This is a genomic window from Streptomyces sp. NPDC051064, from assembly GCF_044455985.1.
Classification (GTDB): Bacteria; Actinomycetota; Actinomycetes; order Streptomycetales; family Streptomycetaceae; genus Streptomyces.
Genome location: NZ_JBITFK010000009.1, coordinates 120,537 through 134,065 on the forward strand (window position 1 = coordinate 120,537; position 13,529 = coordinate 134,065).

The window sequence follows — 13,529 nt, forward strand, 5'->3', positions numbered from 1 at the left end:
CTCGGAGGTCCACCGGCCGGTGCCCGAGCGGAAGGTATCCCGTGCGATCGGGGTCCAGGCGCGGTCCTGGCCGGTGTCCGTCCGGATCGCCGGCCGGGGCGGCCACGGCACTCGCCGCCGCGATTCTGCGGCGCCCGGAGCGGACGGGGAGGATGCTGGGTCCTCCGAAGATGGAAGGCGCTGTCCACGAAGATCCACAGTGCCGCCGCGCATCCATGGTGTCGACGTTTTCCCGCGCGCTGCCACGCGATCGCAATGCGCCGCTCACATTGGACAGTCGTGGGGCCGCGGCCCGGAAGCTGCGCGGGCTTCTCGGCGCGGGCGCGCAGCATGGGGGCGGTACCGGCCGCCGCTCGCGTCGTGTGGCAGCGTGGAGGCGCGCCCTCCGAAACATCCGGTGTGGTTCACCGTCACAGGGAGGGCGCAGCACGAGACAGAGGAGAGAACATGTCGAAACCTCCGCTCCCCGAGGCCGCGGTGGCGATGCTCCGCAAGCCCAACCCGGCTGTGATCGCCACCCTTCGCTCGGACGGACAGCCGGTGTCCACGGCCACCTGGTACCTCTGGGAAGACGGCCGGGTGCTGGTCAACATGGACGAGGGGCGCAAGCGCCTGGAGCACGTACGTCGGGATCCCCGTGTCACCCTGACGGTGCTCGACGACTCCGACTGGTACACCCATGTGACCCTGATCGGGCGCGTCGTCGAGATGAGCGACGACGAGGGTCTGGCCGGCATCGACCGGCTGTCCCAGCAGTACCTCGGCCAGCCCTACGCGGACCGTGACCGTGCCCGGGTCAACGCCTGGATCGAGATCGACCGCTGGCACGGATGGGGCGGCTTCCGGGACAGTTCCCAGGCAGCGACCTGAGGTGTTCTGTCCAGGGCCCGGGCCGAAGGGCACTCCGGGCGTCCCGGCGCCGAGGCCCGGGCTCCCCGGCGGAGTAAATGGTCGAAGTACAGGCCTTGCTGGCGTTTCGGCGTGCGATGCGGCTCCCTCGTGGGTGACGGTGGACCTCCAGGCGCACCGGCTCTGCTGAGGAGGCTCCATGAACTGGACACTCGAGGTCATTCCGATCCCCGTCACCGACATGGACCGGGCGAAAGCGTTCTACTCGGAGAAGGCGGGTTTCACGCTGGACCTGGACGACGAGGTCGCCCCCGGTATGCGCATCATCCAGATGACGCCACCGGGGTCGCGGTGTTCGATCGCCATGCTCAAGGGGATGCCCGCCTTCCCCGGAGAGAAGGTGATGGCTCCCGGCACGCTGCACGGTCTCCAGGTCTGTGTGACGGACATCGAGGCGGCACGCGAGGAGTTGGCGGGCCGGGGCGTGGACGTCTCCCCCATCCGGCATGTCGGCGCGACGGGCTGGGAGGAGGGCAAGGGGGACACCTGGAACTCGTTCATGTCCTTCGCCGATCCGGACGGCAACGGATGGGTGGTCCAGGAGGCACCCTCCGAACTGTCGGCCCGCTGACACTTCGCCGGTGTGGGCCGCGCAGCCACCCGCCCCGCACCGGGGCGGGCTCGCGACGTCGCCCGCTCCTCGTACGTCAGGCGTTGGGGTCGAAGGGGATGCCGGCAGGAAGGGCCTTTTGCAGATGGGCGGCGAAATTTCCGTCCTTGAGGCCGAAGACCGCGCTCCCGAAGTCCGCCTGGACCAGCTTGTCCCGCAGGCCGGCCGGGTAGCCGTTCCAGCCGACGAGAGCCGGGAACCGCCATTCGCCGTAGTGGTTCTCCGGTGGCTCGTCGCCGGAATTCGCGGGGCGGAAGCAGTGGGTGCTCACGCCGTCCTTGTGATAGACGATCTTGGGGTGGGTCCCGTCCCACCGGATCCGGTCACCGGCGTAGACGTCGAAGTCGCCGTGGGCAGAGGTGGATACGTAACGGGCCTCGTTGTTCTGGACCCACACCACGACGTGCTCCCAGTCGTGCCGGTGCCCGCCGAGCCCGCTGCCGGCCACCGCCTGGTCCTTCTCGAAGTAGAGCCCGTACATGACGGCGCACCACCCGTTGTTGCACATGGAGCGTGCGTAGCCGTTGGTGTTGTCCAGGTCCACGGCGTCGCGGCAACTGCCGTTGACCGCCCCGGTGGTGTTGAGGCCGGGTGCGATCGTTCCGTCGGGACCGATCGCCGGTGTGGGGTAGCAGCCGTCGGTGTCGTAGTCGTACGCCGGCTGGAACGCCTGCTCCATCGCGTCCGCGTTCGCCGCCAGCGCGGCCGGCGGGGCGGCGAGCGCGCTGCTCGCGGAGGTGATGACCAGAGCGACGGCACTGGCCAGGACGAGTGCTGCCTTGCGGATCGGTGCGCTGCTTCTCACTGCGTCCTCCCGGTCGGCGCGTGAATGTGGGGGCACGCGCGCTACGCCTGACATGCCCATCACAAGCGTGTTGAACCCTGGAGGTTCACCGGGTCATGCGTCGAAGGGCAACGCCTCAGCGCGTGCGTTCACCCGAGGCCGTCGTCGCCCCTGACGTGCGGGCCAGGGCGGCCTTGCCCGGGCGCAGGGTCCACGGCACCGGATCGGTGTTCATCAGCCAACCGTCGGCGATCAACCGGCGGATGACGTGGATGCGCAGCTCCCGTGACATCTTCCCCCAGCCCAGCGCCTTGCAGAGCTGCTTGACGGAGGGCCCGTGACCGTGCGCGGCGCGGAAGGCGGCGGCGAATTCGGCGGCGGCGGGCCCCTGGTCGGGGTACTTGGCCTCCCAGGCGGCGTAGGCCGCGCGTACCTTCTCCTCGAACTGGGCGGGAACCGCCGTCCGCATGAAGGCCTCCGAGACCCTGGCCGTGGCCAGGGAGCACTCGGGGCAGCGCTCAACCGCTTCGACGTGCCGCCGCAGGGCCACGCTCGCCCGGTCCTTCCACGCGTCCCAGCTCAGCCGCTCCGTCTCCGGCTCGTCGCGGGTCCTGGGCGGGGTGTCCGACGGAGGACGCGTTCCCGACAGGTGACGGACGGCTTCGGAGAGCAGATACCGCTCACCGTCCAACTCGCACAGGAACCCCTTGGCGAGCAGTTCGGGCAGGGCGGCCCGGCAGTCGTCGGGCAGGTGGACAGGCAGCGTGCCGTGCTCGTCGGCCGGGCCGTGGGCGGCCAGGAAAAGAGCGGCCAGTCGCGCGGCGGTCGAGGTCTTCTTGACCGGCTTGGCGGCCATGGTCCGGACCGTCCAGCCCGACACCTTGGACCGCATCACCTTGCCGAAGGGCAGCCGGGGATCAGGCCGGTCGGCGAGGTCCGGCACGGTGACGGCCACGGGGGTGACCATGTCCTCGCCGAGCAGGGCCTCCTGCCCCTGCCACCCCAGTGCGGCGAACGAGGTGACGGCACCCTCCGGGTCGGTGAGCCGCAGCGCACGCAGGTCCTGCCCGGTGAGATTGCCGATTCCTCGCCGGGCCGCCCGGATGGAGACGACGACCGCGAGAAGCTGTGCATCGGCTCCCTGTAGCGGCAGCGAGCCCACATAGGCCATGAGCGCGCGGGCGGCTTCGCCCTGGCGGGGCGTCAGCAGGAAGGGCTTCGGCTTCGCCACCGGCGCGGTCGGGGCGGCGGGCGAGCTGGAGAAAGATGTGGGCATGTCCTGCACAACGCGCGCGAAGGGCCGAGGTCACCGTTCGTACTGAAGTACGCCCCCGGTAAACGATATGTACGCAATCACGGGACCCCGAGCGGATGCCCCGGGCGTGGCTGGCATCGGCCGGCATGCACCGGAGCGAGAAGCCAGGAGGCAGTACCGTGTTCGCCTTTCTCATGAAGCCCCGCTCACTCAGGAGGCTGTCCACGGTGACGGCTACACCGCCACCATCCCCCCACACACGGAACGGTCACGAAGATCCCCGAACGCGACCTCGAATCGCACCTCTCCTTCGCGACCTTCACCTTCCGCGACATCGTTCGACGACTCGGTCCGCGCAGCCCCTTCAGCAACCAACACGTGCGCTACACCGGCTCGCACGACGACGCGGCACTGAACGCCGGGGTCGAGCGGTTCTCCGCCCATGCCTCCGCGTGCGCGACCTGTCGTACGACAGTGATGTGACCGGGGCGGTATCCGTCCCGGTGCTGACCATGCACGCCATCGGCGACCCCACCGCCTTCGCCGAGCACGAGGCGGCGGGAGGGCGCTCACCGCGACCGTCACCTCGTGCAGACCTTCACCCAGGAGCGCGAGCACAGCGGTCTCAGCACGGCGGAGTACGCCGCCGCGGTCTCGGCGCTGTCCGGGTGGGTACGGACGGGCCGTAAGCCGACCCCGTCGTCCGCCGCGTCCTCCTGCCCCGCCTTCGACGCCGATCACGGGACCGGGTGCTTCTTCCGGCCGGACCATCGTCCCGCCGTGGGGATCGCGCCCTGAGGCGTGGGATCCGGGGGCCCCGGTGTGCGCTCGCCCCGAGCGCGACGGCTCCGGGAACGCACATCGGTGGCGCACCACGATGCGGTACGCCACCGATGAGTCCGTCGGTGCTGTGCTCAGCCGTTGTCGACCTGCTCGTCCGTGATCGTGCCCTTGGCCGCGTCCACGTCGAAGGTGGTCTTCTTCCAGTCCTTGGAGACCACGTCGACCTGCCAGACAAGAACATTGCTGTCGTTCTCGTCGAGAGCGATCGAGGTGACCTTGCCGGGCTTCTTGTCCGTGGCGACCTTGGCGGCCTGCTGGGGCGTCTGCGTCGCCTTGGAGAGCTGGTCCGCCAGCCCCTGCTTGTCGGAGGCGCTCTGATCGGCGTCCGGCGCGGAATCGATGACGGCTCCGGACACCGCGTCGATGGTCACGTTGTGGGCGGTACCGTCCTCCTCCACGACCTCCGCGACCCACTTCGGGCTGGTGGGGCTGCCGGTCGGGCTCGGGCTGCCATCGGGACTCGGGCTGGTGCCACCGGTCGGGCTGCCGGTCGGGCTCGGGCTGCCGGTCGCGTCGTCATCGTCCTCGTCGTCGAGGCCTTCGAGGTCCAGATCGGTCAGCTTGCCACCGGACACCTCGCCGACGGCCGTCGTGGCGGCCTTGTCGAAGGTGACCTTGACGGTCGACAGCAGTTCCTTGCGCTCGGCCTGGTCCTTGGTCAACTGGGCCGTCTCGGAGGGGCTGCCCGAACCGTACCCGGAAGGGCTGGTCGTCTGATTCGGAAGGACCTTCGCAGCCTCGGAAGTCGCCGCGGCGGTCTCGTCACCGCTGTCCTGACCACAGCCGGTCACGAGGGTGGCGGCAAGAGCAGCGGCGCACAAGGCGCCGCCGGTGACGCGGAGCCGACGGTTACGCGGGGAAACGGTCTTGTTTCGGCGGGGCTCAAATCTCATGCTTGCATGCCTAGCCGTCGGTGCCGACAGTCATGTTGTCCGACCGGCGGGTGTCACCCGATCGACGGTGCCGTCCGCCCATTCGGCGTGTCGTGCGGTGCCCCCTCCCGGCGTCCCCGCGGACAGCCGAATGGCGCCGGTTCGACGGAACCGGCGCCATTCCTACGGGAGCTGTGCGGCGTCAGGCGGTCAGCTGCACCTGGGCCGGCCCTGGCGCCGGGCCCAGCGAGCCCGCCGACGGGACGGCACGCAACTGGGCCGCCGCGGCAGCCAGGGCGTCGGGCACGGTCCTGGTCCCGGTGGTGACGCAGAGGGTGTAGGAGACGTCTTCGAGTCGACGGCTGCTCTCGGAAGTGCCCAGCCGTGCATGGGAGCTTCGCAGTGTCTCGTAGCGCTTGACGAGATTCCGCAGCGTTGCGGGATTGGCCATCAGCACGGCAGTTCCTCTCCACAGGGCGGCCGGGAGCCCGTGGGCCCCGCGCCAACGAAGTCCGATCGCGCCGGCGGTGCCGCCTGGCGTCACGGGCGGCCGTGCGAAGCTGACAGCACGCGTCCGATCCCTTGCAGATGATGGTCACCCCGCCTCACCCATTCCGCATCCGCAGTCACGGACGGTCACTCGGCCATGCTCCCGGAGCGCCGTGAGCTCCGGTGGGAAACAATGGAGGTGACGGGCGCACGGCTGCTGCCGGGCCCGGTCGGGAGGTGAGTCATGGATTACCCGGAGAGTTACGAGCTCATATTCCAGGCGGGCGGAGCCGAGGACGACGTGGTCGTCGTCCATCTCACGGACCGTTCCGGCGCGGGTGGTTACCCGGTCTACGCGGACGAAACCGGCATCGTGCGTGCCGAGATCAGCGAGCGCGGCGAGGTGCGCATGCAGGCGAGCGGCGGCCATCAGGTCCTTGGGGCGCCTCTGCTGGCCCGGCCGCTGAGCCCGCGAACCGCCACCCACGGCACCGACTGAGGCGTCCCGGGCCGTCGTATCGCCGTTCCCTGAGTCCGTTCATGCCCACTCTTCGCCCGAATGTGTTTACTTTCCTGAGGTGCGACCGTAGTCTGCCGGTGAACCAACAGACTCGGGCATGAAACGGAAACGTAACCACATGTACGCACCGGAGCGGCAGCAAGAGATTCTCCGCATCGCCGGCGAGAGCGGGCGCGTCGATGTGCTGTCCCTGGCCGAGGAGTTCCAGGTGACGGCGGAGACGATTCGGCGTGACCTCAAGACGCTCGACCGGGCGGGACTCCTCCGCCGCGTGCACGGCGGTGCGATTCCGGCCGGGCGGCTCGGCTTCGAGCCGGATCTCGCCGAGCGCGACACCGTGGCGGCCGACGAGAAGGACCGCATCGCCGCCGCCGCCCTGGGCGAACTCCCGGCCGAGGGCAACATCATCATCGACGCCGGGACGACGACCGTCAGGCTGGCCGGCGCCGTCCCCCTCGACTCGTGCCTCACCGTGGTCACCCATGCCCTGCCGGTGGCCGCTCGTCTCTCCGACCACCCGGGGATCGCGCTGCACCTGGTCGGCGGCAGGGTGCGGCATCGCACCCGCGCGGCCGTCGACGCCTGGGCGCTGAGCGCGTACGGCGAGATCAACGCCGATGTCGTCTTCCTCGCCACGAACGGCTTCTCTCCCGACGGCGGCCTGACCACTCCGGATCTGGCCGAGGCCGCCGTGAAGCGTGCCGTGATCGCGGCGGCCCGCAGGGTGGTGCTCCTCGCCGACTCGGGCAAGTCCGGGCAGCAGCACTTCGCGCGCTTCGGCGATCTCTCCCACGTCGACCTGCTGATCACCGATACGGGGCTGAGCCCCGAGGACGCCCGGGCCATCGAGAGCCGGGGCACGGAAGTGGTACGCGCATGATCCTGACCGTCACCCCCAACCCGAGCCTGGACCGCACGTACGAACTCCCCGGGCTCACCCGTGGCGCCGTCCTCCGGGCCACCGCGGACCGTGTCGATCCCGGCGGCAAGGGCGTCAACGTCTCCCGCGCGGTCGCCGCCGCCGGGCACCGTACGGTGGCTGTCGCGCCGCTGGGCGGCCCCGAGGGAGCGCTGCTGGCCCGGCTGCTCGGAGAACACGGCATCGAGTCCGCCGGGGTGCCCATCGCCGGCAGCACCCGTATCAACATCACCCTCGTCGAACCCGACGGCACGCTCACCAAGGTGAACGCGGCGGGTCCCGAGCTCGCCCCCGCCGAGGCCGAGCGCCTGCTGGAGACCGTCCGGGCCCGGTCGGCGGGCGCGGACTGGATCGCCTGCTGCGGAAGCCTGCCGCGCGGACTGCCGCCCCAGTGGTATGCCGAACTGGTCGCCCGCAGCCACCGGGCCGGGGTCCGGATCGCGCTCGACACCTCCGGCGCCGCGCTCGTCGCCGCGTTGAGTGAGCGGCCGGACGTGATCAAGCCGAACGTCCAGGAGCTCGCCGAGGCCGTGGGCCGTCCGCTCGCGACGGTCGGTGACGCGCTCAAGGCGGGGCAGGAGCTGTGCGAGCTCGGAGCACGTTCGGTGCTCGCCAGCCTGGGCGCCGTCGGGCAGCTGCTGGTGGAACCGTCGGGAGCGCACTTCGCCGTGGCGCGGGTGAACGCCGTCCGGAGCGACGTCGGTGCGGGGGACGCCTCGCTCGCGGGGTTCCTGTCCGCCGGCGGAACAGGCCGGGCGGCGCTGTCGGCCGCGGTGGCGCACGGCGCCGCCGCCGTGCAGCTGCCCGGAAGCGCCATGCCGACGCCCGCCGACCTCGATCCGTCCTCGGTGGTCACCACCGCGGACATCCCCATGGACCTGCCTCTCACGGAGCAGGCCGCATGACCGCCCTCCTCCCTGTCCAGTCGTACGAAGCCCCCGTCCCCCGCCCCGTTTCCGGGCGGTCCACGAGCAAGGAGCCCCGCGATGAGTGAGCTCATCACCGCGGAACTGGTCGATCTCGATCTTTCCGCCGAGACGAAGAGCGCGGCCGCCCGTTCACTGGGCGGACGGATGGTCGAGGCCGGCCGCGTCACGGACCTCGACGGTTTTCTCGCCGACGTGGCGGCCCGCGAGGCCCAGATGCCGACCGGCCTGGACGGCGGCATCGGCATTCCGCACTGCCGGAGCGAGCATGTCACCGAGCCGACGCTGGCCTTCGGCCGCAGCGCCGCGGGCATCGACTTCGGTGCTGCGGACGGCCCCGCGGACCTCGTCTTCCTGATAGCCGCGCCCGCGGGTGCGGACGACGATCACCTCACCATCCTGTCGAGCCTGGCTCGCCGGCTGATGGACCCCGGATTCACCGGCGCCCTGCGGGCGGAGGGTGATCCCGCCGCCGCGGCGGCCCTGATCCGCGGCGAAGAGGTCCCCGCGGCGGTGCCGGCCCCGGAGGACACCGAGGCGGAGAAGGAGACGGCCGAACCGTTCCGCATCGTCGCCGTCACGTCCTGTCCGACCGGAATCGCGCACACGTACATGGCCGCCGAGTCGCTGGAGGCGGCCGCGCGCGCCCAGGGTGTCGTCCTGGACGTCGAGACGCAGGGGTCCGCCGGCTTCGAGCGGCTGGATCCGGCGGTGATCGCCGCAGCCGACGCAGTCATCTGGGCGCACGACGTCGACGTACGGGAGAAGGCCCGGTTCGGCGGCAAGCCGGTGGTCGACGCCGGGGTGAAGGCCGGGATCAACCGGCCTGCCGAGCTCATCGCCGAGGCCCGGCGCAAGGCCGAGCGCGGAGAGATCAGCGGGGTCGCCGAAGGTCCCGACGAGCCGGGTTCCGGCACGGGCGGTTCAGCGGGGGCGTCCGGTCACTTCGGTGTCAGGCTCCGTACCTATCTGATGTCCGGCGTCAGTTACATGGTGCCGTTCGTCGCCGCCGGGGGGCTGCTCATCGCCCTCTCGTTCGCGATCGGAGGCTACGAGATCGCGAGCGCGAAGTCGGTGGCCGACCACTTCGTCTGGGGCGAGGCGGCCAGCTGGGCCGCCCTGCTCAACCAGATCGGCACCGCGGCCTTCGGCTTCCTGGTCCCGGTGCTGGCGGGGTACATCGCCTACGGGATGGCGGACCGGCCCGCGCTCGTCCCCGGATTCGTCGGTGGCGCCATCGCGCTCTCCATCGACGCGGGCTTCCTCGGCGGTCTGGTCGCGGGACTGCTGGCCGGTGCGGCGGTGATGGCGATCCAGCGGGTGAAGGTGCATCCCACGCTGCGCGGCATCATGCCGGTGCTGGTGATCCCCCTGCTCGCGTCGATCGCGGTCGGCTTCCTGATGTTCATCGTGGTCGGCAAGCCGATCGCCTCCCTCCAGAACGCCCTCACCGACTGGCTGAACGGGCTGTCCGGTTCCAACGCGGTGATCCTCGGCGTCGTCCTCGGCCTGATGATGTGCTTCGACATGGGCGGCCCGCTGAACAAGGTCGCGTACGCCTTCGCGGTCGGCGGGCTGGCCGACCCGACGCCGGGCAGTCTCAAGGTCATGGCCGCGGTGATGGCGGCCGGCATGGTGCCTCCGCTGGCGATGGCCCTCGCGACGACCGTACGCCGCGGGTTGTTCACCCGGACCGAGCGGGAGAACGGCAGGGCGGCGTGGGTGCTGGGCGCTTCGTTCATCACCGAGGGCGCGATCCCGTTCGCCGCCGCGGACCCCCTGCGGGTGATCCCTTCCGTGATGGCCGGCGGGGCTGTCACGGGCGCGCTGTCCATGGCGTTCGGCTGTACGCTCCGTGCCCCGCACGGTGGTGTCTTCGTCGTGCCGCTCATCGGCGAGCCGTTCCTCTACCTGCTGGCGATCGCCGCCGGCACCGCGGTGTCCACCGCTCTGGTCGTCACCCTCAAGGGCGTGCGGCGGAGCCCTGAGGCCTCCGCCACGGCCGACGACGGGTCCGATGTCGCCGTGGCCGCCTGAACCCTTCCTCTCCCCGAACACACCCTCTTCAACCCTGGAGTGAACCCGTGTACCAGCGCACCGTCTCCGTCGGATCCCGCAGCGGCCTGCACGCCCGTCCCGCCTCGCTCTTCGTCCAGGCGGCCATGCGGCAGCCGGTCCCCGTCACCGTCGCGCGTGAAGGCAGCGCCCCGGTCGACGCCCGGAGCATGCTCTCGGTGCTCGCCCTGGCCGCGCAGCACGGCGATGCGCTCGTTCTGTCAGCCGTGGGCGAAAGCGCGCCGGACGCGGTCGAGGAGCTGGCTAGCCTGCTGTCCCAGGACCTCGACAGCAAGGGCCCCGACAGCAAGGACTGAGCATGACGGAGACCTGGGACCCGGCCGGTGAGGGCGTGATGCGCCTGCCCTCGGACCGGCTGGTCCGTGGCCGCGGTCTGAGACGTCCCCTCCCCGCGGGACCGGAACCCACCTTCGCGGTCCATCTGCTGGGCGGTCCTCCGCCCACGGTGGCCTGGGAGTCGCGGTGGCTGCGCTGGCCCGATTTCCGTCTGCCCTCGGACAGGGGCGCGGCGTTCGCCGCGCTGAAGGAGGCGTGGAACAGGGCGCCGGGTGAGCGGGTCGAGGTCGCGTGCGCGGGCGGCCGCGGACGGACCGGTACTGCTCTGGCCTGCCTGGCCGTACTGGACGGGGTCCCGGCGGAGGAAGCCGTCGCGTTCGTCCGCCGGAACTACCACCCCAAGGCTGTGGAGACGCCTTGGCAGCGGCGGTATGTGGTGCGCTTCGCGGGAGACTGATTCACCTGCCACGCCGGCGGCGCGGTCACTACACCGTGTGCGGAGCCGGAACCGTGGCTCCGCCGCCGGCGCGTACCGCCTCGACGACGCTCTGGTGGAGGGCCCTGCTCGCTTCCTCGGACGGGCAGGGCACCGGACTGCCGGCCAGTGTGAACCAGTCCGAGGCACCGCTGTACTGGACAGCGACCTCGGCCTGATTCTCGGTCCACGTCGTGTGTACGGTCAGATCACCGCTCACGACACCTACCTCTTCAGTGCGCACTCCGCCGGTTCCCGCGAAGACACCGAGGGTGGTCCACGATGCCCAGTTCATGACGCGTCGCCTTTCGGGACAATGACAAGCCTGTCAAGCGGACTTGTCTTGAGTATGGCACCAGGAACCATCACCCGCACGGGTGTGTCCGTGAGTATCCGACCGGTGACGCCCGGGCGCCGGTCAGGGGTGCATGGAGGCACCCTTGAGGATCTTGTCGACGGCGTTGCGCGGGCCGTACACGGCCAGGCCCACCAGATCCATCGCGTCCCTGCGCACCGCCCGGACGGCCGCCCTGTTGGCCTCGTCATGGCCGGTCGCGAAGAGATCGGAAGTGAACACGGCAAGGGTCACGCCCCTGCCGACCGCCTTGGTGTGCGCGGTCGTCAGGAGCTCCTTGGACCCGGCGAACACGAGAACGGGCTGCCGGAACATGGGCAGGTAGGGAGTGTCGTCGGCGTCGGCGTACGGTTCACCGATCACCTCAGGGACCTGCGTGCCGAGGCCGCTCACCAGGAAGGCGGTGACATTGAGGCGCTGCCAGGTCTCGAGGTCGTCGCGGAGCAGCACGGCGATCTTGGTGTCGAAGCGTACGGGGGCGTTTTCGTCGGTCATACCAGGAGTCTGCCGAGCCCGGCAGGCGGCCGTCTTGTACGAAGTTTGCACGTCGCCGGGGTCCCGGCACGCTCTTGTACGCTTCGTACATGGGTGCACGTCCGGACATCACCGCGTGGCGTCCTCGCGTCGAGGGGATCGACGAGGTCTTCCACGCGCACTTCGCCGACCACGCCTATCCCATGCACACGCACGATGCGTGGACGCTGCTCATCGTCGACGAGGGAATGGTCCGCTACGACCTGGACCGCCATGAGCACGGCGCGCCCAGCTCGGTCGTGACGCTGCTGCCTCCGCACGTGCCGCACAACGGCGACGCGGCGACCCCTGGAGGGTTCCGCAAGCGTGTTCTGTACCTGAACACCGCACAGATCGACCCGGATCTCGTCGGGCGCGCGGTCGACCGGCCCGTGCTGCGGGATCCGCGGCTGCGCCTCCGCGTCGACCAGCTGCACCGGACGCTCGAGCGCCCCGGGGACGAGCTGGAGGCCCAGAGCCGTCTCGCGCTCGTCTCCGAGCGTCTCGCGGGGCACCTGCGCGACGAGCCCGTCGCCCCACAGGTGCCCGACAGCCGGATCGCGTACGCCCTCCGGGATCTGCTCGACGAGCACTTCGTGGAAGGGCTGACGCTCCGCGAGGCCGCAGAGCGTCTGCACGCCCATCACACGCATCTGGTCCGTGCCTTCAGCAGGGAGTTCGGCATGGCTCCGCACCAGTACCTGACGGGGCGTCGCGTCGATCTGGCCCGCCGCCTGCTGCTCGGTGGGATGCGCCCGCCGGAGGTCGCGACCTCGGTCGGCTTCTACGACCAGGCCCACTTCTCCCGGCACTTCAAGCGTGTGGTCGGCACGAGTCCGGGCCACTACGCGCGCACCGGTTCCGCGTCCTACTGACGGCGTTCCAGCGCACCACGGACGAACGCGGCCTGCCCGGCGTGCTGCAGATCGTCGGCGATGACGCTGATCAGCCGCACGCCGAGGGTCACCGGCGGCGACCATGCGTCGTCCACGACGCGGTCCAGGGACCGGCCGTCGAGTCCTCGGACGAAGCCGAGGGTCTGCTCGTTCACGGCGTCGAAGTAGCCGAGGAGGAGGTCGCCCGACGCCACCGTCACGGAGCCCACCTGCGCGCTGCTGTGGCCGTAGCCGGTCGAGCCCTTCTCGAGGGGCAGTTCGAAGCGGGACGCCCAGTCCTTCGCGAGCCAGACCTGCTCGGTGCCCGCCGCGTCTGCGACGTGGTCGTCCTGGACGCGGGTGAGATGCCACACGAGCCAGGCGATGGAGTTCGCGTCGTCGTCGAGCCTGGCGTTGAGGTCCTCGGGCGGGAGACCCTCGACCGCAGCGTGCACCGCTTCATGGATGCGTTCGAACGCATCGGCGAGAATGCCTGCACTGTTCATACGACCACCATGGCCGCTCTGCGGACGGGGCCCCGACTTCGACACGCGGCCGTCACGTTCGAGGGCGCCCCGGCGATGCGCCGCTCCCCCGTCAGACGAGCAGACGCAGGAGGTGCGCGCAGGCGGCCGCCTCGTCCGGGTGCCGGGCGATCACCTCGTAGGTGCCGCGCTCGTACGCGCCGGTCTCCCACACCCCGTCGGGCGCCTTCCTCAGGAACAGGAAGTCAGGGGGTGTGGGGGCCGGTTCGTGAACGCCCTCGATCCGGTAGTAGCCGTCGTCCACGCCCGCGGTGTGAAGGGCGGCGCGCAGTTCCTCGCGTTCCACG

17 protein-coding genes and 1 pseudogene are annotated in these 13,529 nt (G+C 70.6%); 10 read left to right on the top strand and 8 right to left on the bottom strand.

From position 1 onward, the window contains the following. The first annotated feature begins 447 nt into the window (after positions 1-447). Together ACIBCU_RS29365 and ACIBCU_RS29370 are read left to right on the top strand one after the other, a co-directional pair. Positions 448-870: a PPOX class F420-dependent oxidoreductase gene (locus ACIBCU_RS29365; RefSeq protein ID WP_362930997.1), complete on the top strand. Its 423-nt coding sequence runs from the start codon at positions 448-450 to the stop codon at positions 868-870. Positions 871-1,048: 178 nt separating this feature from the next. After that, positions 1,049-1,480 carry a VOC family protein gene (locus ACIBCU_RS29370; RefSeq protein WP_362930891.1) on the top strand — a complete coding sequence of 144 codons (432 nt, stop codon included), beginning with the start codon at positions 1,049-1,051 and terminating at the stop codon, positions 1,478-1,480. A gap of 76 nt (positions 1,481-1,556) precedes the next feature. Here the strand turns inward: ACIBCU_RS29370 and ACIBCU_RS29375 are convergent, their stop codons facing one another. After that, positions 1,557-2,324, bottom strand: coding sequence for an NPP1 family protein (locus tag ACIBCU_RS29375; protein ID WP_362930893.1), 768 nt, complete (start codon positions 2,322-2,324; stop codon positions 1,557-1,559). Between the two features lie 115 nt (positions 2,325-2,439). Beyond that, positions 2,440-3,579, bottom strand: coding sequence for a hypothetical protein (locus tag ACIBCU_RS29380; RefSeq protein WP_399235132.1), 1,140 nt, complete (start codon positions 3,577-3,579; stop codon positions 2,440-2,442). A 246-nt stretch (positions 3,580-3,825) separates the two neighbouring features. Here ACIBCU_RS29380 and ACIBCU_RS29385 point away from each other — a divergent pair. Beyond that, positions 3,826-4,338 (top strand): annotated as a pseudogene (locus tag ACIBCU_RS29385) (hypothetical protein); the annotation flags it as partial. 134 nt (positions 4,339-4,472) lie between these two features. Here ACIBCU_RS29385 and ACIBCU_RS29390 read toward each other — a convergent pair. Beyond that, on the bottom strand, positions 4,473-5,294 hold the full coding sequence (locus ACIBCU_RS29390) for a PepSY domain-containing protein (protein ID WP_362930897.1): 822 nt from the start codon (positions 5,292-5,294) through the stop codon (positions 4,473-4,475). 181 nt (positions 5,295-5,475) lie between these two features. Beyond that, positions 5,476-5,730 carry a DUF5133 domain-containing protein gene (locus ACIBCU_RS29395; protein WP_362930899.1) on the bottom strand — a complete coding sequence of 85 codons (255 nt, stop codon included), beginning with the start codon at positions 5,728-5,730 and terminating at the stop codon, positions 5,476-5,478. Positions 5,731-6,006: 276 nt separating this feature from the next. Between ACIBCU_RS29395 and ACIBCU_RS29400 the strand changes: the two genes are divergently transcribed. From ACIBCU_RS29400 to ACIBCU_RS29425, 6 genes are all read left to right on the top strand, one after another. After that, on the top strand, positions 6,007-6,261 hold the full coding sequence (locus ACIBCU_RS29400; protein ID WP_362930901.1) for a DUF6296 family protein: 255 nt from the start codon (positions 6,007-6,009) through the stop codon (positions 6,259-6,261). Between the two features lie 139 nt (positions 6,262-6,400). Then, positions 6,401-7,162: a DeoR/GlpR family DNA-binding transcription regulator gene (locus ACIBCU_RS29405; protein ID WP_362930999.1), complete on the top strand. Its 762-nt coding sequence runs from the start codon at positions 6,401-6,403 to the stop codon at positions 7,160-7,162. Then, positions 7,159-8,106, top strand: coding sequence for a 1-phosphofructokinase (gene pfkB, locus ACIBCU_RS29410; RefSeq protein WP_362930903.1), 948 nt, complete (start codon positions 7,159-7,161; stop codon positions 8,104-8,106). Before ACIBCU_RS29405 ends, pfkB begins: the two co-directional genes overlap by 4 nt. An 81-nt stretch (positions 8,107-8,187) precedes the next feature. Beyond that, positions 8,188-10,164 (top strand): fructose-specific PTS transporter subunit EIIC, encoded by a 1,977-nt coding sequence (locus ACIBCU_RS29415; protein WP_362930905.1) that lies wholly within the window; start codon positions 8,188-8,190, stop codon positions 10,162-10,164. Between the two features lie 47 nt (positions 10,165-10,211). Next, positions 10,212-10,499, top strand: coding sequence for an HPr family phosphocarrier protein (locus tag ACIBCU_RS29420; protein ID WP_362930907.1), 288 nt, complete (start codon positions 10,212-10,214; stop codon positions 10,497-10,499). A 2-nt stretch (positions 10,500-10,501) separates the two neighbouring features. After that, on the top strand, positions 10,502-10,936 hold the full coding sequence (locus ACIBCU_RS29425; RefSeq protein WP_399235136.1) for a protein-tyrosine phosphatase family protein: 435 nt from the start codon (positions 10,502-10,504) through the stop codon (positions 10,934-10,936). Positions 10,937-10,964: 28 nt separating this feature from the next. Here the strand turns inward: ACIBCU_RS29425 and ACIBCU_RS29430 are convergent, their stop codons facing one another. Further along, positions 10,965-11,249, bottom strand: coding sequence for a hypothetical protein (locus tag ACIBCU_RS29430; protein WP_362930911.1), 285 nt, complete (start codon positions 11,247-11,249; stop codon positions 10,965-10,967). Between the two features lie 123 nt (positions 11,250-11,372). Beyond that, on the bottom strand, positions 11,373-11,804 hold the full coding sequence (locus tag ACIBCU_RS29435; protein WP_362930913.1) for a DUF2000 domain-containing protein: 432 nt from the start codon (positions 11,802-11,804) through the stop codon (positions 11,373-11,375). An 89-nt stretch (positions 11,805-11,893) separates the two neighbouring features. Here ACIBCU_RS29435 and ACIBCU_RS29440 point away from each other — a divergent pair, with 89 nt between their 5' ends. Then, the gene (locus ACIBCU_RS29440; RefSeq protein ID WP_362930915.1) at positions 11,894-12,697 is read left to right on the top strand and encodes an AraC family transcriptional regulator; all 804 of its coding nucleotides are present in this window, start codon (positions 11,894-11,896) and stop codon (positions 12,695-12,697) included. On the opposite strand, the gene ACIBCU_RS29445 is transcribed toward ACIBCU_RS29440, so the two are convergent. Together ACIBCU_RS29445 and ACIBCU_RS29450 are read right to left on the bottom strand one after the other, a co-directional pair. After that, a complete protein-coding gene (locus ACIBCU_RS29445; RefSeq protein WP_362930917.1) occupies positions 12,691-13,203 on the bottom strand; it encodes a DUF664 domain-containing protein in 513 nt (170 codons plus the stop codon). The genes ACIBCU_RS29440 and ACIBCU_RS29445 overlap by 7 nt on opposite strands. 91 nt (positions 13,204-13,294) lie before the next feature. Then, positions 13,295-13,528 (bottom strand): hypothetical protein, encoded by a 234-nt coding sequence (locus tag ACIBCU_RS29450; RefSeq protein ID WP_399235140.1) that lies wholly within the window; start codon positions 13,526-13,528, stop codon positions 13,295-13,297. Position 13,529: the final 1 nt, after the last annotated feature.

Excerpts from the sequence above, each read along its gene's own strand:
- ACIBCU_RS29415 (WP_362930905.1), top strand. The coding sequence starts at position 8,188 with ATGAGTGAGCTCATCACCGCGGAACTGGTCGATCTCGATCTTTCCGCC.
- ACIBCU_RS29400 (WP_362930901.1), top strand. The coding sequence starts at position 6,007 with ATGGATTACCCGGAGAGTTACGAGCTCATATTCCAGGCGGGCGGAGCC.
- ACIBCU_RS29380 (WP_399235132.1), bottom strand. The coding sequence starts at position 3,579 with ATGCCCACATCTTTCTCCAGCTCGCCCGCCGCCCCGACCGCGCCGGTG.
- ACIBCU_RS29370 (WP_362930891.1), top strand. The coding sequence starts at position 1,049 with ATGAACTGGACACTCGAGGTCATTCCGATCCCCGTCACCGACATGGAC.
- ACIBCU_RS29430 (WP_362930911.1), bottom strand. The coding sequence starts at position 11,249 with ATGAACTGGGCATCGTGGACCACCCTCGGTGTCTTCGCGGGAACCGGC.
- ACIBCU_RS29425 (WP_399235136.1), top strand. The coding sequence starts at position 10,502 with ATGACGGAGACCTGGGACCCGGCCGGTGAGGGCGTGATGCGCCTGCCC.
- ACIBCU_RS29440 (WP_362930915.1), top strand. The coding sequence starts at position 11,894 with ATGGGTGCACGTCCGGACATCACCGCGTGGCGTCCTCGCGTCGAGGGG.
- ACIBCU_RS29390 (WP_362930897.1), bottom strand. The coding sequence starts at position 5,294 with ATGAGATTTGAGCCCCGCCGAAACAAGACCGTTTCCCCGCGTAACCGT.
- ACIBCU_RS29435 (WP_362930913.1), bottom strand. The coding sequence starts at position 11,804 with ATGACCGACGAAAACGCCCCCGTACGCTTCGACACCAAGATCGCCGTG.
- ACIBCU_RS29445 (WP_362930917.1), bottom strand. The coding sequence starts at position 13,203 with ATGAACAGTGCAGGCATTCTCGCCGATGCGTTCGAACGCATCCATGAA.
- ACIBCU_RS29365 (WP_362930997.1), top strand. The coding sequence starts at position 448 with ATGTCGAAACCTCCGCTCCCCGAGGCCGCGGTGGCGATGCTCCGCAAG.
- pfkB (WP_362930903.1), top strand. The coding sequence starts at position 7,159 with ATGATCCTGACCGTCACCCCCAACCCGAGCCTGGACCGCACGTACGAA.
- ACIBCU_RS29405 (WP_362930999.1), top strand. The coding sequence starts at position 6,401 with ATGTACGCACCGGAGCGGCAGCAAGAGATTCTCCGCATCGCCGGCGAG.